Annotated in this window: 21 protein-coding genes; 14 read left to right on the forward strand and 7 right to left on the reverse strand. The window is 64.1% G+C overall.

Annotated features, from left to right (window positions below; all coding sequences use genetic code 11):
* Positions 1-161 precede the first annotated feature (161 nt).
* The 7 genes from VEIS_RS16620 (at position 162) to VEIS_RS16650 (ending at position 7953) form a co-directional block, all read left to right on the forward strand.
* Positions 162-1187 carry an ABC transporter ATP-binding protein gene (locus tag VEIS_RS16620; RefSeq protein ID WP_041950112.1) on the forward strand — a complete coding sequence of 342 codons (1026 nt, stop codon included), beginning with the start codon at positions 162-164 and terminating at the stop codon, positions 1185-1187.
* Complete coding sequence (locus VEIS_RS16625; RefSeq protein ID WP_011811139.1) at positions 1184-2311, forward strand: ABC transporter ATP-binding protein; 1128 nt, start codon at positions 1184-1186, stop codon at positions 2309-2311. Before VEIS_RS16620 ends, VEIS_RS16625 begins: the two co-directional genes overlap by 4 nt.
* Positions 2308-3888: an ABC transporter substrate-binding protein gene (locus VEIS_RS16630; protein WP_011811140.1), complete on the forward strand. Its 1581-nt coding sequence runs from the start codon at positions 2308-2310 to the stop codon at positions 3886-3888. Before VEIS_RS16625 ends, VEIS_RS16630 begins: the two co-directional genes overlap by 4 nt.
* Entirely contained in the window at positions 3888-4886 is a 999-nt protein-coding gene (locus tag VEIS_RS16635; protein ID WP_011811141.1) for an ABC transporter permease, read from the forward strand. Before VEIS_RS16630 ends, VEIS_RS16635 begins: the two co-directional genes overlap by 1 nt.
* Before the next feature lie 103 nt (positions 4887-4989).
* Positions 4990-6120 (forward strand): sugar ABC transporter substrate-binding protein, encoded by a 1131-nt coding sequence (locus VEIS_RS16640; RefSeq protein ID WP_198137878.1) that lies wholly within the window; start codon positions 4990-4992, stop codon positions 6118-6120.
* A 71-nt stretch (positions 6121-6191) separates the two neighbouring features.
* A complete protein-coding gene (locus VEIS_RS16645; protein ID WP_041950114.1) occupies positions 6192-7178 on the forward strand; it encodes an ABC transporter permease in 987 nt (328 codons plus the stop codon).
* A gap of 4 nt (positions 7179-7182) precedes the next feature.
* The gene (locus VEIS_RS16650; protein ID WP_011811145.1) at positions 7183-7953 is read left to right on the forward strand and encodes an ATP-binding cassette domain-containing protein; all 771 of its coding nucleotides are present in this window, start codon (positions 7183-7185) and stop codon (positions 7951-7953) included.
* A 69-nt stretch (positions 7954-8022) separates the two neighbouring features.
* Here the strand turns inward: VEIS_RS16650 and VEIS_RS28920 are convergent, their stop codons facing one another.
* Positions 8023-8166, reverse strand: coding sequence for a hypothetical protein (locus tag VEIS_RS28920; protein ID WP_157048550.1), 144 nt, complete (start codon positions 8164-8166; stop codon positions 8023-8025).
* A 60-nt stretch (positions 8167-8226) separates the two neighbouring features.
* Between VEIS_RS28920 and VEIS_RS16655 the strand changes: the two genes are divergently transcribed.
* The 5 genes from VEIS_RS16655 (at position 8227) to VEIS_RS16675 (ending at position 14823) form a co-directional block, all read left to right on the forward strand.
* Positions 8227-9318: a Gfo/Idh/MocA family protein gene (locus tag VEIS_RS16655; protein ID WP_011811146.1), complete on the forward strand. Its 1092-nt coding sequence runs from the start codon at positions 8227-8229 to the stop codon at positions 9316-9318.
* Between the two features lie 42 nt (positions 9319-9360).
* Positions 9361-10272, forward strand: a complete 912-nt coding sequence (locus tag VEIS_RS16660) for a sugar phosphate isomerase/epimerase family protein (protein ID WP_011811147.1) — start codon at positions 9361-9363, stop codon at positions 10270-10272.
* A gap of 141 nt (positions 10273-10413) precedes the next feature.
* Positions 10414-11262 carry an ABC transporter permease gene (locus VEIS_RS16665; protein WP_041950115.1) on the forward strand — a complete coding sequence of 283 codons (849 nt, stop codon included), beginning with the start codon at positions 10414-10416 and terminating at the stop codon, positions 11260-11262.
* 44 nt (positions 11263-11306) lie between these two features.
* Entirely contained in the window at positions 11307-13067 is a 1761-nt protein-coding gene (locus VEIS_RS16670) for an AMP-binding protein (RefSeq protein ID WP_011811149.1), read from the forward strand.
* A gap of 13 nt (positions 13068-13080) precedes the next feature.
* Positions 13081-14823, forward strand: coding sequence for an AMP-binding protein (locus VEIS_RS16675; RefSeq protein WP_011811150.1), 1743 nt, complete (start codon positions 13081-13083; stop codon positions 14821-14823).
* 296 nt (positions 14824-15119) lie between these two features.
* Here the strand turns inward: VEIS_RS16675 and VEIS_RS16680 are convergent, their stop codons facing one another.
* From VEIS_RS16680 to VEIS_RS28925, 6 genes are all read right to left on the reverse strand, one after another.
* The gene (locus VEIS_RS16680; protein ID WP_011811151.1) at positions 15120-15959 is read right to left on the reverse strand and encodes a fumarylacetoacetate hydrolase family protein; all 840 of its coding nucleotides are present in this window, start codon (positions 15957-15959) and stop codon (positions 15120-15122) included.
* A gap of 9 nt (positions 15960-15968) precedes the next feature.
* Positions 15969-16952 carry a Bug family tripartite tricarboxylate transporter substrate binding protein gene (locus VEIS_RS16685; RefSeq protein ID WP_011811152.1) on the reverse strand — a complete coding sequence of 328 codons (984 nt, stop codon included), beginning with the start codon at positions 16950-16952 and terminating at the stop codon, positions 15969-15971.
* A gap of 42 nt (positions 16953-16994) precedes the next feature.
* Positions 16995-18911, reverse strand: a complete 1917-nt coding sequence (locus tag VEIS_RS16690) for a bifunctional 3-(3-hydroxy-phenyl)propionate/3-hydroxycinnamic acid hydroxylase (RefSeq protein ID WP_407831825.1) — start codon at positions 18909-18911, stop codon at positions 16995-16997.
* The gene (locus tag VEIS_RS16695; RefSeq protein ID WP_011811154.1) at positions 18809-19591 is read right to left on the reverse strand and encodes an IclR family transcriptional regulator; all 783 of its coding nucleotides are present in this window, start codon (positions 19589-19591) and stop codon (positions 18809-18811) included. Before VEIS_RS16695 ends, VEIS_RS16690 begins: the two co-directional genes overlap by 103 nt.
* Positions 19592-19598: 7 nt before the next feature.
* Positions 19599-20456: a VOC family protein gene (locus VEIS_RS16700; RefSeq protein ID WP_011811155.1), complete on the reverse strand. Its 858-nt coding sequence runs from the start codon at positions 20454-20456 to the stop codon at positions 19599-19601.
* 186 nt (positions 20457-20642) lie between these two features.
* Positions 20643-20813, reverse strand: a complete 171-nt coding sequence (locus VEIS_RS28925) for a hypothetical protein (RefSeq protein WP_011811156.1) — start codon at positions 20811-20813, stop codon at positions 20643-20645.
* Positions 20814-20926: 113 nt separating this feature from the next.
* Here VEIS_RS28925 and VEIS_RS28930 point away from each other — a divergent pair, with 113 nt between their 5' ends.
* Positions 20927-21094, forward strand: a complete 168-nt coding sequence (locus tag VEIS_RS28930) for a hypothetical protein (protein WP_157048551.1) — start codon at positions 20927-20929, stop codon at positions 21092-21094.
* Positions 21095-21331: 237 nt separating this feature from the next.
* Complete coding sequence (ggt, locus tag VEIS_RS16715; protein WP_011811158.1) at positions 21332-23077, forward strand: gamma-glutamyltransferase; 1746 nt, start codon at positions 21332-21334, stop codon at positions 23075-23077.
* Position 23078 lies beyond the last annotated feature (1 nt).

Genomic DNA, 23078 nt, shown 5'->3' on the forward strand with positions numbered 1-23078 from the left:
GCCTGACCGCGCTTGTAGGCTGCATCCATGTCTTGGCATGCAGGTGTTGACGAGTTGACGAATCGAACCATCGACAGACATGCGTTGGCGGCACGCAGCGCAAGCCCGGAGAAAGCCGGGCGCCAACGGGCCGCGAACCCGCGCGCGTGCAGCACCGGCCCTTGGCGACTGGCCCCATGGCGCTGAACCAGCCTTTGCTGTCGTTGCGCGACGTGACGGTTGCGTTCCACACCGCGCACGGTGAACTGCCGGTGACGCGCAAGGTCGCGTTCGACATCGCCCGTGGCGAGCGCGTCGGCCTGGTCGGCGAAAGCGGCTGCGGCAAGACCGTGACCGGCCTGGCGGTCATGCGTTTGCTGCCGCCGCAGGTGGCGCGTATCGCTGGCCGCATCGACTTCGGGGGCCGGGATCTGGCGCAACTGCCCGAGCGCGAGATGCGCGCAGTGCGCGGCCGCGACATCGCGATGATTTTCCAGGAGCCGATGAGCGCACTCGATCCGGTGTTCACCGTCGGCACCCAGATCAGCGAAGCCTGGCTCGCGCACCACCCCGGGCACCCGGCGCAGGCCAGGCTGCGCGCGATCGAGGCGCTGGCGCAGGTCGGCATTGCGCAGCCGGCGCGCCGCTACGGCGAATACCCGCACCATCTGTCGGGCGGCATGCGCCAGCGCGTGATGATTGCCATGGCCATCATCTGTGCGCCCCGGCTGTTGATCGCCGACGAACCCACCACCGCGCTCGACGTGACGGTGCAGGCGCAGATCATCACCTTGCTGCGCGACCTGAGCGAGCGCACCGGCATGGCGCTGCTCTTCATCACGCACGACCTGGGCGTGGTGGCCGAGACCTGCACCCGGATGTTGACGATGTACGCCGGCGAAGTGGTCGAAGATGCCGCAACCGACGCGGCGCTGATGCGCCCGCGCCACCCTTACACATCCGGCTTGCTGCGCTCGCTGCCCCGGCTGACGCCATGGCGCGCCAGACTCGGCTCCATTCCCGGGCGTGTGCCGGCGCCGGGCGCCATGCCTGCCGGCTGCCGTTACCGCGCACGCTGCACCTTCGCCGCGCCGGCCTGCAGCGCCGAGCAGGGCCTGCTGCAAATCGGCGGCGCACCCGTCGCACCGCACTGGGCGCGCTGCGTGCGCGCGCAAGAGCTCGAACTCGCAGGCGCCGTCAGTCCATGAGTGCCGCCCGGCCGCCCGAAGGCACTCATACCGTAGCCGAAGGCGAAGGTACCCCAGTGGGCGCCCCGCCCGTCATCGAAGTGCGCCAACTGCGCGTGCTGTTTCCGACGCGCGACCGTTCGCAGACCGTCAAGGCCGTCGACGGCGTGAGCTTCGATGTGCGCGCCGGCGAGACCTTCGGCATCATTGGCGAATCAGGCTCCGGCAAGACCACCCTGGGCCGCGCGCTCGTCGCACTCGTGGCACCGACCGAAGGCGTCGTGCTGCACGGCGGGATCGACCCCTGGCAGCTTGCGCGCGCCGCGTTGCAAACGCGGCGCCGCGACTACCAGATCGTGTTCCAGGACCCGCACTCGGCGCTCGATCCACGGCTGCGCATCATCGATTCGACGCTGGAGCCGCTGCAAGCCTCGGGCGGCAAAGACCGCCCGGCCCGGCGCCGCGCCGCGCTCGATGCGTTGGCGCGTGTCGGCCTGTCCGAAGAAATGGCGCAGCGCTATCCGCACCAGCTCTCGGGCGGCCAAAAGCAGCGGGCCAACATTGCGCGTGTGCTCACGCTGCGGCCCAAGGTCATCGTCTGCGACGAAGTGGTGGCGGCGCTCGATGTCTCGATCCGTGGCGCGATCCTGAACCTGTTCGCCGACCTGCAGCGCGAGTTCGGTCTGACCTATGTGTTCATCACCCATGACCTGTCGGTGGTCGCGCATATCAGCGACCGTATCGCGGTGATGTACCTCGGGCGCTTCATGGAACTGGGCCCGAACCAAAGCCTGACCCGACAGCCCATGCACCCGTACACGGCGGCGCTGCTGTCGGCCGAACCGGTGGCGCTGCCGGCGCATCTGCGCGCGCTGCGCCCGCGCCGCATCACCCTGGAGGGCGAGATGCCAAGCCCTATCGATCCGCCCTCGGGTTGCCGCCTGCGCACGCGCTGCCCCTGGGCATCCGCGCGCTGCGCCGCCGAGGCGCCGGCGTTGCGCGAGCTGCGGCCACAGCACTGGGTGGCCTGCCATTGGGCAACGGCGGCAGGGCCGCCCGCAGGCAACGGCGGCGCGGCCGCCGGTTGCCATCGCCCCGGCACCACCGACCACGGCATCGTTCACACCGCATGGGAGACAGCATGAGTCAGCGTCGAGATGACAGGGTTTCACGGCTTCCTTCGAGCGCCTTGCAGCGCCGCGACGCTTTGGGCCTGGCGGGCTTGGGTCTGGCGGGCCTGGGCCTGGGCTGGCCCGTGTTCGCGCAGACCGCGCCGAAGAAGGGTGGCGTGCTGAGGATCGCGAGTCCGGCCAATCCTTCGAGTCTCGACCCGGCGGTGGGTGGCGCCGGCTCCGACCATGCCATCTTGTGGACGATGTACGACACGCTGGTCGAATGGGACTACGCCACACTCAAGCCCAAGCCCGGCATGGCCGAATGGATCTTTCCGGACCCGAAGACCATGCTGCTGCGCATCAAGCCGGGCATCTCGTTTCATGACGGCACGCCGTGCGACGCCGAGGCCGTGCGCTGGAACATCGAGCGCAATCGCGGCGATGCGGCCTCGAACCTGAAGGCCGACCTGTCGAGCATCGAGGCCAGCGCCGTCGTCAGCCCGACGCAGGTCAAGCTCATGCTCGACCAACCCGACGCGGCGCTCCCCGCCGTCTTTTCCGACCGTGCGGGCATGATGGTTTCGCCCACGGCCCAGAAGGCGGCGGGCAAGGCTTTCGGCCGCAATCCGGTGGGCGCAGGGCCGTGGCGGTTTGTCAGTTGGGCCGACAACCAAAAGGTGATCGTCACGCGCCACGCGCAGTACTGGCGCACCGGCCTGCCGTACCTCGACGGCATCGAGTTTTCGATCATTCCCGAACTGGCCACCGGCCTGCGCTCGGTGGTGTCCCGGCAGAACGATCTGGCCTACCAGCTATCGGCGCGCTACCGCCCGATCATTACGCGCGAGAAGGCGCTCCGGCTGGTGACAGGCCCCACGCTCTACTGCATACAGCTGTACATGAATTACGCGCGGGCGCCGCTGGACAACCCGAAGCTGCGGCAGGCGATCAACTTCGCGCTGAACCGCGAGGCTTTCGTCAAGGCCACGATGGACGGTGTTGGCGAGCCCGCGCATATGAACCTGCCGAGCACCCACTGGGCCTACGACAAGAGCGTGGCCGGCCTGTATCCGCATGACGTGGCAAAGGCCAGGCAACTGATGGCCGACGCCGGGCTGGCCGCCGGCATCGATCTGACGATCGGCGGCTACACCGACCAGGACGCAGTGCGCCGCGGCGAAATCGTGATGGATCAACTCGGCAAGATCGGCATCCGCCTGAAGTTCACGAACGGCACGATCCCCGAGATCAGCGGCCAGTTCTTCGGCACAGAAAAGAAGTTCGACATGCTGCTGTCGGCCTGGACTGGCCGCCCCGACCCGAGCATGAGCTACTCGCTGATGTACGCCAAGGGCGCCTACTACAACGCCGGGCGCAGCGAGTTCTCGCCGGAACTCTCGGCACTGCTGCAGGAAAGCCGCGCCAGGGAAGATATCCAGTGGCGCAAAAGCGTGTTCGCCAAAATCCAGCGCATGGTGATGGAAAACGCGCTGGTGGCGCCGCTGGCCTTTCAATTCGAGATCGACGCCTTGTCCAACGCGGTGCAGGGCTTCGTTCCGAATCTGCTGGGCAAGCCGAAATTCAACAACCTGTCCTTGTCCGGCTGATGTCCGCAGACAAGACCACGGCGGCCGACGGCAGCGCGTTGCGCCGCCTGTGCCGCCTGCGCCACCACCTGCTCGCGCGCCGGCTGATGCAGGCTTTGCCGGTGCTGCTGTTTGCCACCTTCGTCGTCTTCGGCTTGCTCAAACTCGTGCCGGGCGACATCGCCGTGGCGCTGGCCGGGGACAACGCCAGCGACGCGCGCCTGGCCGAGATCCGGGCGCTCTACGGGCTGGACCAGCCCTTTCTGGTGCAATACGGCCACTGGCTGTGGCAGGCGCTGCAGGGCGACCTGTCCCAGTCGCTGATGTCCGGCGAAGCGGTGACCGTGTCGATCGCGCGCTGCCTGCCGAAAACCGCGCTGATCGTCGGCCTGGCACTGCTGATCGCGCTGGCGGTCGGCATCCCGCTGGGCATGTGGGCCGCCGCAAAGTGCGGCACCTGGGTCGATGGCTGGGTGATGACGCTGGCCTCGCTCGGTGTCGCCGTGCCGAACTTCTGGCTCGCGATGGTGCTGATCGCCTGGTTCGCCTTGCAACTGAACTGGCTGCCGGCGACAGGCTCGGCCTCGCTCGGCGCCGAGCCTGTCGAGGCGCTGCGCCATGCCTTGCTGCCGGCGCTGGCGCTGGCCGCCGGCGGCATCGCCGAGGTGTCGCGGCAACTGCGCAGTTCGCTGGTCGACCTGCTGTCGTCGCAGCAGGTGCGCACGCTGCACGCCAAGGGCCTGTCGCCTGCGGCCATCCTTTGCAAGCATGGCCTGAAGAATGTCGGCGTGAACTTGCTGACGGTGGTCACCCTGCTGGCCAACCGGATGCTGGCCGCCACGGTGGTGATCGAGGCGGTGTTCGCGATCCCGGGCATGGGCGGGCTGATCGTGCAGGGCGCGCTGTCGCGCGACTTCCCCGTGGTGCAGGGCGTGGTGTTCACGATGGTGCTGATCGTGATCACGATCAACCTGGGTGCCGATTTGCTATATGGCGTGATCGATCCGAGGGTCAAGTAAAAAGTCTCGCGCATCACGACCATGGCAGGCAAAGCCAGAACCGTCGATGCGCCACGGGCGCGAGCACAAAGTCAGAGCACACTGCGCGGAAAGCATCCACGGTGTGGAATCGAACACCACCAACGCAATATCGGAGAACAGCGACAGTAAAATCCAACGCGCCAAATACCGTGCCCGCAAATTTGGAAACAGCAACACCCCCATCGACATGATCCATTTCTTGTGTGCTAGACTGGCGTTTTCTTGCCCACGGCATTCCACAACACACCATCAGGAGACCATCATGATTTCACGCTTGACTGCTTTGCTTCTCGGCATTTTTATATTCTCAGCCTGCTCGACCGTTGCCACGGCCCAATCCAAAACCAGGAAAATTTACCTGATGACCCATGGCAGTGACGCCGATCCGATGTGGATAGAATGGAATCGTGGTGCCATCGCAGCCTGCGCAAAAATCCATGCCAAGTGCCATATCTCATTCCACTCGAACAATGTCTCGTCCCAAAAGGAGGCCTTCAATTCAGCGATTGCCGCAAGAGCGGATGGCATAGCAACGACCAGCGCCGAGCCAAAAATCTGGAACAAGGAAGTCGCTGCGGCCACCAAAGCCGGCATTCCTGTGGTGTTCTTCAATTCCGATGACCCTGCCGCAGGCCGTTACTCCTATGTCGGGGCAGACCTCTTTCAGGCCGGTGTGATCTGGGCAAAATACCTCGTCGACAACAAAGTCGTGAAAGCGGGAGACAAGGTTTTCCTGCCGGTCGAAGCCGCCGGGGCGACCTACCAGGTGCTGGAAACCAAGGGGGTGGCCAGCGTGTTTGACCCATTGGGCATCAAATACAGCGTGCTCGAAGTAGGCTCTGAACCCGCCAGCCTGATCACGCGGATGACCGAATACCTGACCGCAAACCGTGATGTCAAAGCCATCATCGGGCTTGGCGATCTGGTGACTGCCCACTCACGGGCAGCACTGAAAAACATTGGCGCCAAGCCCGGACAGATTCCGGTGGTGGGCTGGGGCTATAGCAAAGATACCGCAGAGGCTGTCATGGAAGGATATGCCATGGCCGGTCTGTGGCAATTCCCCTACGACCTGGGCTACCTGCCCGTCATGATCGTGGATGGTCTTGCCAAGGCAGGCGGCAAAGGATATGACATCACCACGCTGGACCTGTACGACAAATCGAATGTCCAGACCTTCCTCAAAACCATGATGGCAGCGCAGAAAAAATAATCCGCAACTCACTCACCGGGGTAGAACGAATGGCGACAGGCACCCGCAATGCAGCGACCACAGAGGCTGGCATGACGAACCGATTGAAGCTCTCGTTTCTGAGGCTATTGGCGCAACACCGTGAACTCAGCCCACTGATCATCCTGGTCGCGTTATGCATCGCCTTTTCAATGGGCAACGCCAGTTTTTTCTCGGCTTTGAATTTGACGAATCTGTTGTCCATCCTCCCGGAACTGGGAATCATCGCCTTGGCGATGACTTTGCTGCTGACCACCGGCGAGTTCGACCTTTCCGTGGGTGCCGTATTCGCGCTGGCGCCGATTCTCCTGCTGCTGATGGTTCAGTCGGGCGTGCCGCTTCCGGTGGCGCTTGCGCTGGCCCTTGCGGTGTCGGCTGCGATCGGCTGCCTCAACGGCTGGCTGGTCACCGGGATGGCGATCACCTCTTTTCTCGTGACGCTCTCCATGTTGCTGATCGTTCGCGGCGTGGCGCTTTTCATCACCAACGGCTTCCCGCAGAAACCATTGGAGGATGAATCCTGGTTGCGCTGGATGCTCTCTGGCGGCGTTGACATCGGAGAATTCACCATCCATGCCTCGCTGTTGTGGTTTATCGCGCTTAGCGTGATGTGCCATTACCTCTTGCGCCGATCGAAGTTGGGAAACTGGATTTTGGCTACGGGCAGCAACGGCCCTGCGGCAATCGCCCGTGGCGTGCCGACGGCAAAAGTCAAAACCGGCCTGTTTGCCTTGACCTCCCTGTTTGCCGGCTTCGCCGGCATTCTGAGTGCCCTGCGAATCTCGTCCGCCTCTCCCATAGCGGGTACCGGGTACGAACTTGAGGTCATTGCCATGGTGGTGGTCGGCGGAACGGCGCTGACGGGTGGTTTGGGTACGATCATTGGAACCGTGATTGGTGTCATGCTGCTGCGGATCATCCGCAATGGAATCATCATGGCCGGCGTGCCAGGGCTTGCTTACAATATTTTCGTCGGGGTCATCATCCTTGCCATGCTGATCATCAACTCCCGCCTCGAAAAACACATCAAACTGCGTTGATCATATGACTACCGAACTTATCCGCCTCGAAGGCATCAACAAGTCGTTCGGCAATGTGCAGGCGTTGAAGGATATCGATCTCAAAATCGATTCCGGCGAAATAGTTGCCTTGTTGGGAGATAATGGAGCGGGAAAGTCGACACTGATCAAAGCCCTGTCCGGCGTCTATCCGATCGATAAGGGCGCCATCTTCTTCAAAGGCAAGCATGCGTCGATTCGTAGCGCACGCGATGCCATCGACCTTGGCATAGAAACCATCCACCAGGATTCATCCCTGGCTCCAGACCTTTCGATTGCCAATAATCTTTTCCTGGGCCGCGAACCGATGCGATACGCCTGGATGGGCGCCTTCTCCCCGATCGATCGTGCCTATGTGGAATCACGTACCCGTGAGTTGCTGCGCAAGGCAGGGATTTCAAAAAACCTGGACCCGCATACCAAAATCAAGGGACTGTCCGGTGGTGAGCGCCAGTCCATCGCCATTGCCCGTGCCATGTTCTTTTCCTCTGACCTGATCATTCTGGATGAGCCAACCAACAATCTCGGTGTCGACGAAACACGCGCCGTCCTCCGATTCATCAGGGAAGCCCGCGCCTCGGGTCACTCCTGCATTTACATCACACATAGCCTGCACCATGTTTTCGAAGTGGCAGACCGCGTCATCATCATGCGGCAGGGAACCATCATCTCGGATTTGCCGCGTTCGGAAACCGATCTGATACGCACGGAGATGCTGATCACTGAAGGAGTGGTACGATCTGCTGAAACCTCCTGAACTGCCATCTTTCCGCAACGGCTCGGACTTTCAAACCGGGGGAAATGGGGGCTAGTGTCGCGTCACCGATCAGATGTCGTAGGCTGCGCGCAGCCATCGGAGCGCAGCGCAAGGCGCATCGCTTGCCAATACCGAGCGTATTGGCAAGCGATGCAACGCCGCGATGCGCTTCGATGGCCAGCGCGGACCGACAGATGATCGGTGACGCGACACTAGGGTGCACCACGCTTGCCGGTGGACCACCGCTGCATCGACAAAATATCGGAGACAAACATGAAGATACTACCGCAGCCTGACGTGCCCATCCGCTGCAGAGAGTTCCGCATCGGCGCTATCGGTGCCGGGTTCATCATGAGTGAAGTGCAACTGGAGGCATACCGCGAAGCCAACTTCAGCGTGCTTGCCATTGCATCGCGCACGCGCTCCAAGGCCGAGGCGGCCGCAAAGCGTTACGGAATTCTCACCGTTCACGATACCCCCGAAGACCTCATCCGCGACCCCCGGGTCGAGATTGTCGATATCGCGTTCCCCCCGGACATGCAACCCGGCCTGATACGCTTGGCGCTCCAGCAGCCACATATCAAGGGCATCTTGGCGCAAAAGCCGCTGGCGCTCGATTTTGTGACGGCACGCGAACCGGCCAGGGAGTGCAGGACGTCGGGAAAGCGGGTGTCGGTCAACCAGAATATGCGCTTCGATCAATCGATGCGGGTACTCAAACAGATTCTCGACAACGGTGAGTTGGGTCTCCCCGTCCTGGCTACGATAGAAATGCGGGCGATTCCGCATTGGCAGGGCTTCCTGAAACAGTATGGACGGCTGACCTTGCTGAATATGAGCATCCATCACCTGGATGTGTTGCGCTTTCTCTTCGGTGAGCCCATCGACATCTTCAGCGCCGCGCGCCCGGACCCCCGCACCGAGTTTGCGCACACCGACGGCATCGTTTGCTCCACGCTCCGCTTTCAGAACGGACTGATGGCCGTCAGTCTGGAGGATGTGTGGAGCGGGCCGCGCGAGGCAAACTTTGCATCGGATACCTATATCAAATGGCGTGTAGAAGGCACTGAGGGTCTGGCGCAGGGCAGTATCGGCTGGCCTGATTACCCCGCAGGCAGTCCCAGCACACTGCGATACTGTTCGCGCAGAACGACCGACGGTCGCTGGATCGAGCCGACCTGGGGCACATGCTGGTTTCCCCAGGCATTTGCCGGTGTGATGGAGCAACTGCAATGGGCCTTGAAAAGCAATCAGCCGCCCATGTTGGGCGTAGATGACAATCTCAGGACGATGGCTCTGGTCGAGGCCGGCTATCGTTCGATGGCAGAGCGGCGCACCGTCTTGCTTGCTGAATTTGAGGTATGAGTTGGATAGCGGTTTCGTGTAACCCGGCAGGAGGAATTTACCATGATTCAAACAGGAATCTTCACCGGCTATTTTCCTTATTCACTGGAGGAATCCGCCCAGCGGATCAGGGCGCAGGGATTCAACACCGTTCAGTTGGACCTGGCATTCAAGGACATGGATTTCCAGACCCCTGATTCCATCACCAGCGACAAATGCCGGCATGTGCGTGACACCTTTCGCAGGCACGATTTACCGGTGAGTTGCGTCTCGGCGTATACCAACATCGTCCACCCTGATCCTGGTGAGCGGCGCAAACGTAACGCATATCTGAAGGCCATACTTCGCCATGCCCGCGATTGTGGCAGTCCTTACGTCATCAGTGAGACCGGAACGGTGAACCCTGACAGTGATTGGTCCAGCCACCCGGACAACAAAAGCGAGCGCGCCTATGAGGATTGCGTGAAAATCGTTCGGGAGATTGCGCAAGAGGCTTACGATCATGGCGCAATGTTTTTGGTCGAGACATACGTCAACAACATCATTGGTTCGATCGAGGAAACTTCGCGCTTGTTTGCCGACGTCGACCATCCGGGCCTGGGGCTGCTGATGGATCCGACCAACTATTTCGAGGCGCACAATATCGACCGGATGGACCAGGTGCTCAACCAGATGTTTGATGTCCTGTCCGACAAAATAAAAATTGCCCATGCCAAGGATGTCAAGCGCAGCAGCAGTGATGACAAGGGTGAGAAATTCGCCGCCATCGATGCCTCCGAGGCGCACCAGTTTCGCGGGGTTGGCGCGATTGAACTGCCAGCCCCCGGACTGGGTTCCCTGAACTACATACTGTACCTCAAACGCCTGGCCAGGCAGCACCCCAACATTCCCATCATCATCGAGCATCTGGACGAGAGCGATGTGCCGCGCGCAAAAGAATTTCTGGATCGCAAGCTCATCGATGCAGGTGTTTGATTCCACCCGCCAAACGCCGTTCTCGCGGACTTGTAACCATCGACAGCCATATCCATATGCCATATGCCATATGGTCCATTTCTCGTAATGCAATGAGCCGACGTTTTCTTGCCCACGGTATTTCACATGGACCCGGTAAAAATGAATGAAGCACGCAGTATCCGGGTGCTGCGCTGGCTGCGCAGCGATCTGCGGGCGGCGCTCAGCCTGGCTTTTCTGGTGCTCTTGCTGCTGCTGTCGGTCACGGCGCCATGGATCGCCCCGCACGCACCGAGCGCGCAAAATCTCGATGCCACGCTGCAACCGATCTCCGGCGCGCATTGGCTGGGCACCGACGACCTGGGCCGCGACATTCTGAGCCGCATGATCCACGGCGCGCCAGTCACCCTCTACGCGAGCTTGCTGGCGGTCGGCGTGGCGATCGTGCTGGGCCTGCCGATCGGCCTGCTGGCGGGCTACCTCGGCGGCTGGCTCGACGAAGTGGTCGGCCGGCTGATCGACACGCTGCTGTCGTTTCCGGCCATCGTGCTGGCCATCGCCGTGACCGGCGCCCTGGGCATTGGCCTGACCAACGCGATGATCTCGGTCGGCATCGTGTTCGCGCCACAACTGGCGCGCATCGTGCGGGCGCGCACGCTGGTGGTCAAGCAGGAACTGTATGTGGATGCCGCGCGCTGCTTTGGCGCGTCCACGCGCAGCATCCTGTGGCGCCATGTGCTGCCGAACACGATACAGCCGGTGATCGTGCAGATCACGCTGCTGTTGGCCGGCGCCTTGCTGGCCGAAGCCAGCCTGAGCTTCCTGGGCCTGGGCATACAGCCGCCCAACGCCAGTTGGGGCGCCATGCTCGCCCGCGCCTACCAGAACATGGAAATCGCGCCGGAGCAGATGTATGCGCCGGGCCTGGCGATCCTCTCGACCGCCATCGCGTTCAACACGCTCGGCGAGTCGCTGCGCGTGGCGCTCGACCCCACGCACCAGCGACTTTGATCCCGGCCGCAGTGCCGAACCAGTGACCTTCCCGAAGGAACGACATGACCCCGCTGACCCCAATGACCCGGCTGACCCCGCAACAGGTTTTTGACGACATGCGCGCGCAAGGCGACATGGTGCTCGACAAGCTCGACGAATGCGCCGCGCAGATGCCCGACAAGGTGTACCTGCACTACGGTGAAGACAACATCCGCATGCGCTTTTCCGAGGTCAAGGCGCAAACCGACCGCATCGCTGCCGCGCTGGCGGCAATGGGCCTGCCGCCAGGCCAGCCGGTGAGCGTGCTGACCCGCAATTCGCTCGTGGGCACGCTCGCGATGTATGCGATCTGGCGCGCCGGGGGTGTCTTCGCGCCCGTCAATTTCGGTTTTCGCGGCGCGCTGCTGTCCTACCAGCTCAACGACACCGCGCCGTTCGCGTTGATCACCGACAGCTCGTTTGCAGCGGCGCTGTCGGAGATTGCCGCCGAGATCGAACTCAGGCGGCTGCTCGTGCACCGGCCGGGCGCCGGCGATCACGACTTCAGCGCCGGGCCGGTGCCCGATTTCGATCCACGGTTCGCGCTCAGCGACTTCGCGGCGCTGCGCGGACACAGCGGCCCGGTGCCCCATGTGCCGCGCGGCCCCCTGGATATCGCCAACATCGTCTACACCTCGGGCACGACCGGGCCGTCCAAAGGTGTGCTGCAGCCTTTTCGCTGGATGAACCACTACACGTACCCGCTGCGCGCAACGACCACCAGCGCCGACGTGCTCTATTGCGACCTGCCGCTATACCATGTCGGGGGCGCCTTTGCGCTCGTCGCGCGGGCGCTGTGGCAGGGCAACACCGTCGGCCTGTGGGACCGCTTCAGCCCGACACGGTTTTGGGAGCGCATCGAGGACTGCGGCGCGAGCAGTTGCATCTTGCTCGACGTGATGATCCCGTGGCTGATGAACGCCGCGCCGCGCCCCGGCGACCGCGCCAACACGCTCAACAAGGTGCACATGCAGCCGCTGCCGGTCAACCACAACGAAGTGGCGCGCCGCTTTGGCATCGACTTCGTCAGTTGCGGCTTCGGACAAACCGAATCCGGCTCGGGCTTCGCTTGCGTCATCGATGAACTCGGCGACCAGACGGGAACCCCGGCAGCACTGTGGAAGGGGCGCTCGAAGGCCGAGTACCGCGCCAGTTGCCAAGCCTCCGGGCGGCTGCTGGTCGATGGCAACCAGCCGCTGCCCAAGGGCTTCATGGGGCGCGCCAATCCGGTGCTCGAGGTCGCGATCCTCGATGAGGACGACAACCATGTGCCGCCCGGCGCCGTCGGCCAGCTCGCCTTTCGGCCGCGCTTTCCGGGTTTGCTGCTCCAGGAGTACCTGCGCAAGCCGCAAGTCACCGTCAAGGCGCAACGCAACTGCTGGTTCCACACCGGCGACGCCTGCCGCCAGATCGCCGAGGCTCCCGACACCTACGCCTTCGTCGACCGCATGGGCGGCTTGTGCCGTGTGCGCGGCGAGAACGTATCGTCCTTCGATGTCGAGGCATTGCTGGCCAGGCAGCCCGGCGTGCGCGCGGTCGCTGCCGTGCCGATACCGGCGCAGGTGGGCGATGAAGACGAGATCGCCGTCTTCATCGAGGTGACGAGCGGCGCGACGCTCGACGAGGCCGCAGTGCGCCGCCATGCGCAGGCGTCGATGCCAGGCTTCATGCAGCCGCGCTACATCCGCCTGGTCGATGCGCTGCCCGTCACGGCCACCAACAAAATCGAAAAATACAAGCTCAAACAGCAACTGCTGCAAGAGTTGGGCAGCGCGGCGGCCTGAAGGACGGCCCGGCATGAACCCACACGACGACCCTCTCGCGCAAGACCCCCTGCTGCGCGAACTCGCCGAACTGCAGCAGCGGCACTGGCCCGCCGCCATCGCGCGCAAACCCGCCTATCCGTTCGGCGAGCTTGCGCTGAGCGAGTACCTGCGCCGCTGGGCCGCGCTACAGCCGCAAAAGGCGGCCGTGATCTTCTACGGCCAGACCATCACCTACGCGCAGCTCGACGCCTTGAGCGAGCGCTGCGCCGCGCTGCTGGCCAGCCATGGCGTGCAGGCCGGCGAGCGCGTGGCGGTCATGCTCCCGAACTGCCCGCAGTACCACATCGTGTTCTTCGCGATCCTCAAGCTCGGTGCGGTGCATGTGCCGGTGAACCCGCTGTTCAAGGCGCAGGAACTGCTCTACGAACTCAACGACAGTGGCGCCAAGACACTGGTCGTGCTGGACCAGTTGGCCGAAATGGCAGGCCGGGTGCTGCCCCGGACCTCGGTCACGACGGGCTTTTTTACCAGCATGCACGACATGCTGCCGGCTGCACCCACGCTGCCGGTGCCGCCGAGCATCCTCGGGCCACGCATCGCACCGGCCGGCATGCTGGACCTGATGCCTGCACTGCACGCCAGCACACAGCAAGCACCGCAACCGTCGCAACCGCCGCAATGGACACGGCGGACGCCCGAACTCGATGCGCCTGCGGCATTGAACTACACGGGCGGCACCACGGGCATGCCCAAGGGCTGTGTGCACACGCAGCGCGACATGATCTACACGGCCGCCACCACCTGCAGCGTGGCCCACCAGATCGGGCCGGACGACATCACGCTCAACTACATGGCGCTGTTCTGGATCGCAGGCGAAAACGCCGGGATGATCTTCCCGATCTTCTCCGGCAGCACCGTCGTGCTTCTGGCGCGCTGGGACCCGGTGGGCGCGATGGCGGCCATCGAGCGCTACGGCATCACGCGCGCCGGCATGGTGCTCGACAACGCGGTCGAGATCATGGAGCACCCGCAAGCAGGCGCTTACGACCTGCGCTCGCTCAAGGTGGTGCGCGTGTCCTCGTTCGTGAAAAAGCTCAACCCGGAATACCGCCGGCGCTGGTGCCAACTCACCGGCACGGTGATGATCGAGGCCGCCTGGGGCATGACCGAGACGCACACCTGCGACACCTTCACCGCCGGCCAGCAAGACGATGACCTGGACCTGCGCGGCCAGCCGGTGTTCGTCGGTCTGCCGGTGCCCGGCACCGTCATCAAAATTTGCAGTTTCCAGACCGGCGCCACCCTGCCGATCGGGCAAGAGGGCGAGATCGTGGTGCGCAGCCCCTCGCTGCTCAAAGCCTACTGGAACAAGGCCGAAGCCACCACCGAATCGCTGCGCGGCGGTTGGCTGCACACCGGCGACATCGGCGTGTTCGACGCGCGCGGCTGCCTGCACTTTCTCGGCCGTGCCAAGGAGATGCTCAAGGTCAAGGGCATGAGCGTGTTCCCGTCCGAAGTCGAGGCGCTGCTGGGCCGGCATCCCGAGGTGCTGGGCTGCGGCGTGGTGGGTCAGGCCGACGCCGAAAAGGGCGAGATCCCGATCGCCTTCGTGCGCCTGCGCGACGCCAGCGCGCTGACCGAAGCCGACCTCGCCGCCTGGTGCCGCGACAACATGGCCGGCTACAAGGTGCCGCAGATCCGCTTGGTCAGCGCGCTGCCGATGACGGCCACCGGCAAGGTCAAAAAGCACGAGTTGCAGGCGCTGTTGCAATGAAACATCCCGCGCAGCGCGTGCGGCGTCTTCAGCGCCTGCCGCCTGCCGCCTGCTGCCTGCTGCCTCGTGCCCGGCGTCGGCCCCCCTGCCAAGGCAAGCCCCGCTGCGCGCTGGCGGCGGTGGTCGGGCCGTGGAGGGTGTGGCGCGCGCCGCAGGGCAGCGGCACGCCCGAAGCCTTCGGCCGCGCCGTGCACAGTGCGTGCGCATGCCGCCGGGTGATCGTGCCGGGCGCCACTTCCGAAGAGCAGGCCCATCCCGTGCCCGGCGCACTGCACATGGGCACTGTCCGAGCACCGTCAGACACACTCCGCTGCAATGGTGTTGGCCAGCACCCCCACCTGGCTGACCTCCACCTCGACCAGATCCCCCGGCTTCATCCACACCGCAGGATGGCGCTTGGCGCCCACGCCGCCGGGTGTTCCGGTGACGATCACGTCGCCAGGCTGCAACGTGGTGAAAGTGGAGATGTAGGCCATCAGCACCGGGATCGGAAAGATCATCGCCGCCGTGCTGCTGTGCTGCATCACCTGGCCATTGAGCCGGGTTTGCAGCGTCAGCTCGCAGCCATCGGCGATCTCGCCACGGGTGACCAGCCAGGGGCCGAAGGCGCCGGTGCCGCTGAAGTTCTTGCCAGCGGTGAACTGCATGCTGTGGCGTTGCCAGTCGCGGATCGAGCCATCGTTGTAGGCGCTGTAGCCGGCCACATGCGCCCACGCATCCTCTGCCCTGATGCGCCGTCCGGCCTTGCCGATGACGACCGCGATTTCGCCCTCGTAGTCGAGTTCGGTGGATTCGGCCGGGCGCCGGATCGGCTGCAAATGCGCCGTCTGCGACTCGGCCACACGCAGGAACAGCAACGGATGCCGGGTCTCGTCGCGCGCGGTCTCGATGCGGTGTTCCTCGTAGTTGTGGCCCACGCAGAAAATCTTGCCCGGCGCGGGAATCACCGGCAGGAACCGTATCCCGGCCAGCGGCAAGGCCGGTGCGCGGGCCTGCGCGGCAATGGCATCGAGCTGGCCGGCCTGCAACGCGCTGAGCAGCGTCGGGTAGCTTGCGCTGTGCAGCGGCACCAGGCCGGCGTCGGTGACCAGGCCCCAGCCGGGTTGGTCCAGGTGTTGGTAGCTGACCAGTTTCATGGGTTGCTTTCAATCGAGCGTGATGCCGAGCCGTTGGATGGTCTGGCCATAGCGCTGCGTGTCGCTGCGCAGTTGCTGCAGAAATTGCGCGCCGTCGAGCGCATAAGGCTCGTAGAACATGCTGGCGTATTTGTCCCTCACCCCGGGCTCGGCCAGCACGGCCGCCACGTCCTTGCGGATCTTCTCGACCACGGCCTGCGCGGTGCCCTTGGGCGCGAGCAGCGCAGTCCAGGCGCTGAGCTCGAAGCCGGCCGGGCCGCCGGATTCGGCCACCGTCGGCACATCGGGAAAGCCCGCCACCCGCTGCGGCGCCGCGACCGCCAGATAGCGCGTCTTGCCCGCGCGCTGCATGCCGCCGGCACTGGCGGCGCTGCCGAAAGCCCAGTCGAGTTCCCGGTTGCCCACGGCCACGTAGAGCTGCGACATATCCTTGTACGGCACATGGGTCATGCGGGTGGCGCTGGCCATCTCCAGCATCACCGCGCCGATATGGCCCGGGCTGCCGACAAACCACGAACCGTAGTTCACCTGGTGGGGCGCCGCCTTGGCGCTGGCCAGCAGATCGGCCATGGTCTTGTGGCGGCTGCCGGCGGGCACGTTCACGAAGAAGTAGTTGCGCAGCAGCGGCGTCACCGGCTCGAAGTCGCGCAGCAGGTCGTAGGGCAATTTCTTGAACAAAAAGGGCTGGGCCGCCATCTGTGCGTTGTCCATCTGCAGCAGTTCATGGCCGTCGGGCGTGGCGCGCTTGACCGCCTCGATGGCGATGAAGCCGCTGGCGCCGGGGCGGTTGTCGACGATCACCGGCTGGCCCCAGCGCTTGCCGAGCCGGTCTGCGACCAGGCGCAAGGCCACCTCCGGGCCGCTACCGGCCGGAAACGGCGTGACCACCCTGACCGGTTTGGCGGGAAAGGTTTGGGCCTGCGCTGGCTGTAGCGCCAGGGTCTGCATGGCCAGCATGGCGCTGGCCAGGGCCTGGGTGATGAAGGGGGGCATCGTTGTCTCCTCATATCTTTCAGATCATTCAAACTTCAGTGGTCAAGGCGTGGTTGCCAGCCTCGATGGCTGAAGCGGTTTGACTTGGTCATTCGAGATGGTTGCTGCGGGGGTGGAAAGTGCGAAAGCGCAGCCCTCGTCGCGGTGCGGGCGCGCGCTCTGTGCGTCCAGCGTTTTGCGCGGCGGCGCGCACCATGCGGCCAGTGGCTGCAAGCGGGCAGCGTCCGGCGCGCCAGCGCAGCCGAGGTAGGCAAGCACATACCGGTCGGGGCGCAGCAGCACGGCGTTGGCACCGGCGCTGCGCAGCAGTCTTTCGAGCGTGCCATCCACATCGCGCAGCACTGCGCACTGCGCCGCCTGTGCAGGCTGCACGGGCTGCACGGGCAGAAAATCGTCCTGCTGCGCCACCACCCGCAGGTGGCGGCAGGGCAGGCCAAAGTCGGGCGGCACGGCCGCATCGGCCAAGCCCAGCCAGGCAAAGCCGGGGCCCAGCATGTCGTCGAGCGCCACCCGGGCGCCGCCGGGCAACTCCACCTGCGGCTGCGGCAGCAACTGGCCTGCGGGCACCAGCGCTGCAGCACTCTCGCCGGGCAGGAAGAAGCCTTCATGGAACCTCGGTCTGGGCTTGAACCTGAGCTGCAGCACATGCTCGCGCACCGGCGGATACAGGCTGCACAGCCTGAGCGCGCCCTGTGCCAGCAGCGCCGCCCAGACCGACTTGGGTTGCATGAAACGGCCGATGCGCACGGCCATCCCGATCAACGACCAGGCATGCGGCTTGCGCTCCTGCGCATAGGTGGCCAGCAGGCCGGGCGCCATCTCGCCGCGCACCACGGCAGCGAGTTTCCAGGCCAGATTGGCGGCGTCGCGCACGCCGCTGTTCATGCCCTGGCCGGCGAACGGCGGCGTCAGATGGGCCGCGTCGCCGGCCAGCAACACCCGGCCCGATTGCCAGCGCTCGGCAACACGGGCATGGAAGGCATAGACCACCTTGCGGGTGATGGCCAGCCGCGCATCGGCCGGATGGCGCGCGTGGATCCAGCGGCGCACATTTTCTTCCTGCAACACCTGCTCGGGGTCTTCGCCGGCGTGCAGCATGAACTCGTAACGCAGCGTGCCCTGCGGCCCTGGCAGCCGGATCGCAGGCCGCGCCGGGTCGCACCAGGTGCGGGCGTGGCGCAAGGCCGAACTGCGCCCGAGCAGGTCGACGATCAGCCATTTCTCGTCGTAGCTGCTGCCGACCAGCGCGATCCCGAGCCGCTCGCGCACCATGCTGCGGCCACCGTCGCAGGCCACCAGCCATTGGCAGCGCAGGTGTTTGGTCGCACCGTCGTGGCCAAGCTGCAGGTGCACCACCTGGCCGTTTTCACCTTCGTCGCGGAACTGCAGCAGTTCGTGGCCGAACCAGATGGCGCTGTGTGCAAAACGCTGCAGGCCAGCGCGCAACTGCTCCAGCAGCAGCGGCTGGTGAAACGCATTGCGCTTGGGAAAACCATATTCCTGGCCCTGCGGCTCTATGCGCGCGAACTCCTTGCCGCGCCACGAGTAGTAGCGCACGCCGTAGCCCAGCACCACCTGCGGCAGCACCTGCCCCATCAGGCCGCTGGCCTGCACCGTGCGCAGACTTTCGTCGTCGATGGTGACGGCGCGCGACTCGGCCACGGTGCTGCGGTTGCGCTCGATCACCAGCGTGCGCACCCCCTGTTGGCCCAGCAGATTGGCCAGCATCAGCCCGGTAGGGCCGGCGCCGACGATGACCACCGGGAAATGGGCCTGATCATGGGTCTGATCATGGGCCGGATCGTGGGCCTGGTCGGCCCTGCATGGCGGCGGTTCGGACACAGGCAATGCGCGATTCATGGCATCTCCCTTTTGCGTATCGCGCGGGCCTTGTCGCGCTGGTCTTGCAACCGGCCTTCGATGCGGCCAGCCACACTTTGCAGGCGACTGAGCACCCATTGGCGCAGCGCAGCCGTCAGCGTGGCGGCGGGCAGCACCACGCTCAGGCTGCCGAGCAGATGCTCCGCGTCGCGCAGCGCTACCGCCAGGCCCACGGCGTCGGGGTCGATCTCGCCTGCGGTCACGCAGTGGCCGCTCTGGCGCAACGCGCCGAGCACCCGGGTCAGTTCGGCGTAATCGTCGGGCAGACCGGCGGCCACTGCGGTCTGGCGTTCACTGGCCCACAGTCGTTCGAGTTGGGCTGGCGGCAGATAGGCCAGGATGATCTTGGACGTGGCCCCTCGGTACAGCGGCATCGCGCGGCCGCGCTGATAGCTGACCGACAGCGCCGGGTTGCGCCCGCTGACCTGGTGGATGCACAGCACCTTGCTGCCGTGAAAGCGGCACAGCAAGACGGCGCCGCCCGTCTCATCGGCCAACTTGGCGGGGAGCTCCTGCGCCGCCTGTAGCAGCGGGTCGGCCAGGCGAACCTGCCGGTCGAGTTCGACCACCATCGGCCCGAGCACATAACCCCTGTCGGCCACACGCTCGAGCATGCCGGCGCGGGTCAGTTGGCCAAGGTCGCGGTACACGCTGGCGCGCGACACGCCGAATTCGTCGATCAACTGCTCGGGCGTGATCACCGGGCGCTCCAGAGCGAACAGGCCCAGGATGCGCAACATGCGGTTGGTGCCCGGCATGATGCGCTCAACCTCTCGAAATGGCCGGACCCCAGCGATTGAGCGTGCGCTCCTCATGGGGCCATTCGCCGACGGCACGGCCAGGTTCGCAGTGCTCGATCTCCGACGAAATCTCGACCAGATTGCCATCCGGGTCGCGCACCATGAAGAACACATCGTTGCCCGGCCCATGGCGCCCCAGACCCCAGACGATAGGCTCGCGCAGCCGCGCCATATGGTCGCCCCAGGTCTTCATGCAAGCCCAGTCGGGCACCTCGAAAGACAGGTGGTCGAAGCAGGCCATCGGCGCCAGAAACAGCGCCAGCGCATGGTGCAGCGGGTCGCTGCGCAAAAAGCAGGCGCGCAGACGGCCTTCGGGGTCGCGCACCAAGTCCGACAGCACCAGACCCAACTGCCCGGTGTAGAAGGCCAGCATCTGCGGCAACTGCGGCGTGCGCAGCGCAAAGTGCTGCAACATGGCCGCCGGCAGGCCCGCATCCGGGCCGGGAGCGGCACCGCCACCGGGCGCGGTAAAGACGATCAGATTGCCATCCGGGTCGCGCCAGGCGACGGCAGCGCCTGCCCCGCCTGCCCCGCCTTCTGCACAGTGGGCAGGCAATGGGGCCTGGGCCGGCACCCGGACCCGTTGGCGCAGGGCCTGCCAGGCCGCATCGGAGTGCAGCATGAACTGCGCAAACCCCAGTTGCTTGGCCGGGCCACGGCTGATCTGCACCGAGCGACCCGGGCCGCAGCAGGCATATCCGCCTGCCACCGCGTCCAGCGACATGCCATAAGCACGGCTGTAAAAGCGCGCCATGGCCAGCGGATCGGGCGAGCGCAGGTGAATGGTATGCAGCGCGGCTTGCAGTTCAGTGGCATGTTCCATGGCGTCGATCGGTCGCAACAAGCAATGCCGCGACTGTCGGTTTCGCCCTGAAAGCCGTCAATGTGCAGTCTCGAAGGGTGAGATTGACGCCTGTTTTTTGCTGCTCTCCTGCGCGATGCATGCCCAGGCCCGGGCCAGCGCCTTGGTGCCGGACGCGCTCATGCGGCCCTCCAGTTGCGCAGCCGTTCAGGACAGTTCCCGGACTTCGATGGTGAGCACCTGATCGGCAGGGCCAGCGGCGATTCTGTCCCGGTGCAGGATGATGTGGCCTTTCCAGCCTGCGGGCATCACGTAGCCATCGCCGATGATGCTCATGTCGTCGTGGTCTGGTGTGCCATTGGCGAGTATTGGCAACATATTGCCCGCCTTGGCGGTGTAGCGGTTCGGATAACCAGCACTGGATAGCTGGGTGGCCTGGCAGTGATCGGCTCGTCAAGAACGGCCCTCTACCGAAGTACATGGGGCGTCTCTTGAAACACGCAGAGATGTTCCGCTACGTGGCCGACGACGAAGGCGACTCTGTTGAACCGAGCGATGCGCAGGATATGCTGGAACAGGCCGCAATCGTCGTTGCCGCCATGCGGGCCGATTTCATGCCAAGCAATTCAAGCGACAACAACCACGGGATGAAACCATGACCAATGACAACGAATTTTCTGCCTGAAGCAAACACCACCAAGCACATGCCAACAGACCCTGGCTGGCGTGAACGCCTGCACAACAAAAAACACACGATGCAACGGCCCCGCGCAATCCGTGCCTGTGCAAGTGCTTGACGGCGGTGTGCCTTCCTCCAAAAATTCATCCATCATTTTATGGGCAGTGCGTTTTCCAAGGCTACAATCCCGAGAATGTCACTGTCCAGGAGATCTCCCATGTGGAAAATCAAAGGCTTCATCAAATCAACCTGTATTGCATTACTGCCCCTCTACACTTTCTGCGCATTTGCCCAGGCACAAACTGCGGCGCAGGCCCCCCGGTATGACCTGACCTACGACATCATCAGCCCGGTGATGGGCAGAAATGGCATGGTCGCTTCCGAGCAGGCGCTGGCCTCGCAAGTCGGTCTCGACATCCTCCAGCGTGGCGGCAATGCCGTCGATGCTGCCGTTGCGGTCGGCTTTGCCTTGGCGGTCGTGCTGCCGAATGCCGGCAATATCGGCGGTGGCGGTTTCATGATGATTCACGATGCAAAGACCGGCAAAAACGTCGCCCTCGATTTCCGTGAAATGGCGCCGGCCAAAGCCAGCCGCGACATGTATCTGGATGGGCAGGGCAATGTCGTGCCCGGACGCTCGCTCCATACCCACCTCGCCGTCGGCGTGCCCGGCACGGTCGCGGGCCTGGCCCACGCGCTGCAAAAATACGGCACGATGAAACTCTCCGACGTGATTGCGCCGGCGGTCGAGCTGGCTGAAACAGGCTACCCTGTCAGCCCGGGTCTGGCGCTGATTCTGGCCGAAGAACGCGCGCACCTCGGTCAATGGGAATCGAGCAAGGCGATTTTCTTCAAGGACGGCCGTCCGCTGCAAGCCGGTGAACGGCTGGTGCAAAAAGACCTGGCCAGGTCGCTCGAACTGATCGGCAAGCAAGGCCCGGCTGCCTTCTATGAAGGCGAGATCGGCCAGAAAATCGTCGCTGAAATGGCGCAGCACCAGGGCTTGATCACCAGCGCCGATCTGAAGAATTACAAGGTGATCGAACGCGAGCCGGTGGTTGGCAATTATCGTGGCTATCAGGTGGTGTCGATGCCGCCGCCAAGCTCAGGCGGTGTTCACATCATCCAGATGATGAATATCCTCGAACGCTATCCCTTGCAGCAATACGGCGCCAACAGCGCACAAACCATCCATCTGAAGGCCGAAGCGATGAAACGGGCTTATGCCGATCGCGCCGAATATCTGGGCGATCCGGATTTCACCAAGGTGCCGGTCAAGGGGCTGACATCGCGCGCCTATGCCGATGAGTTGGCGCAGAAAATCGATCCAGAGCGCGCCACTCCCTCCTCAGACATCAAGCCCGGCAAACCGCTGCCTCATGAAAGCGATCAAACCACGCACTTTTCCGTTGCCGACGAGAAAGGCAATCTGGTCGCCGCCACTTATACGCTGAATCTGAATTTCGGCAGCGGCATCGTCGCCGCCGGCACCGGCATCATGCTCAACAATGAGATGGATGACTTCTCGGCCAAGCCCGGCGTGCCAAACGCCTTCGGCCTGGTGGGTGGTGACGCCAACGCCGTCGGCCCCGGCAAACGCCCGCTGAGCTCCATGTCGCCGACCTTTGTGCTCAAGGATGGCAAGCCATTCCTGGCCACTGGCAGCCCGGGCGGCAGCCGCATCATCACCACCACGATGCAAACCATCCTGAACGTGATCGACCACGACATGAACGTTGCCGAAGCAGCGGTCACGCCGCGCATCCACCACCAATGGGCGCCAGATCAGTTGCGTATCGAAAAAGGCATCAGCGCCGATACGCTCAGGATTTTGCAAAACAAGGGGCAAACCATCAGCGTGCAGCCTGCCATGGGGCGCACCCAAACCATACAGATCAAGGATGGCGCTTTCTACGGCTATTCAGACCCGCGCAATCCGGATGGACGCACGCTGGGATTTTGAG

The organism is Verminephrobacter eiseniae EF01-2 (assembly GCF_000015565.1).
Classification (GTDB): domain Bacteria; phylum Pseudomonadota; class Gammaproteobacteria; order Burkholderiales; family Burkholderiaceae_C; genus Acidovorax; species Acidovorax eiseniae.

What these genes read in the sequence shown, in the direction of transcription:
- VEIS_RS16625 (WP_011811139.1), top strand. Translation starts at nt 1,184, where the DNA reads ATGAGTGCCGCCCGGCCGCCCGAAGGCACTCATACCGTAGCCGAAGGC.
- VEIS_RS16630 (WP_011811140.1), top strand. Translation starts at nt 2,308, where the DNA reads ATGAGTCAGCGTCGAGATGACAGGGTTTCACGGCTTCCTTCGAGCGCC.
- VEIS_RS16635 (WP_011811141.1), top strand. Translation starts at nt 3,888, where the DNA reads ATGTCCGCAGACAAGACCACGGCGGCCGACGGCAGCGCGTTGCGCCGC.
- VEIS_RS16645 (WP_041950114.1), top strand. Translation starts at nt 6,192, where the DNA reads ATGACGAACCGATTGAAGCTCTCGTTTCTGAGGCTATTGGCGCAACAC.
- VEIS_RS16650 (WP_011811145.1), top strand. Translation starts at nt 7,183, where the DNA reads ATGACTACCGAACTTATCCGCCTCGAAGGCATCAACAAGTCGTTCGGC.
- VEIS_RS16655 (WP_011811146.1), top strand. Translation starts at nt 8,227, where the DNA reads ATGAAGATACTACCGCAGCCTGACGTGCCCATCCGCTGCAGAGAGTTC.
- VEIS_RS16660 (WP_011811147.1), top strand. Translation starts at nt 9,361, where the DNA reads ATGATTCAAACAGGAATCTTCACCGGCTATTTTCCTTATTCACTGGAG.
- VEIS_RS16665 (WP_041950115.1), top strand. Translation starts at nt 10,414, where the DNA reads ATGAATGAAGCACGCAGTATCCGGGTGCTGCGCTGGCTGCGCAGCGAT.
- VEIS_RS16670 (WP_011811149.1), top strand. Translation starts at nt 11,307, where the DNA reads ATGACCCCGCTGACCCCAATGACCCGGCTGACCCCGCAACAGGTTTTT.
- VEIS_RS16675 (WP_011811150.1), top strand. Translation starts at nt 13,081, where the DNA reads ATGAACCCACACGACGACCCTCTCGCGCAAGACCCCCTGCTGCGCGAA.
- VEIS_RS16680 (WP_011811151.1), bottom strand. Translation starts at nt 15,959, where the DNA reads ATGAAACTGGTCAGCTACCAACACCTGGACCAACCCGGCTGGGGCCTG.
- VEIS_RS16685 (WP_011811152.1), bottom strand. Translation starts at nt 16,952, where the DNA reads ATGCCCCCCTTCATCACCCAGGCCCTGGCCAGCGCCATGCTGGCCATG.
- VEIS_RS16690 (WP_407831825.1), bottom strand. Translation starts at nt 18,911, where the DNA reads ATGGGTGCTCAGTCGCCTGCAAAGTGTGGCTGGCCGCATCGAAGGCCG.
- VEIS_RS16695 (WP_011811154.1), bottom strand. Translation starts at nt 19,591, where the DNA reads ATGCCGGGCACCAACCGCATGTTGCGCATCCTGGGCCTGTTCGCTCTG.
- VEIS_RS16700 (WP_011811155.1), bottom strand. Translation starts at nt 20,456, where the DNA reads ATGGAACATGCCACTGAACTGCAAGCCGCGCTGCATACCATTCACCTG.
- VEIS_RS28925 (WP_011811156.1), bottom strand. Translation starts at nt 20,813, where the DNA reads ATGTTGCCAATACTCGCCAATGGCACACCAGACCACGACGACATGAGC.
- ggt (WP_011811158.1), top strand. Translation starts at nt 21,332, where the DNA reads ATGTGGAAAATCAAAGGCTTCATCAAATCAACCTGTATTGCATTACTG.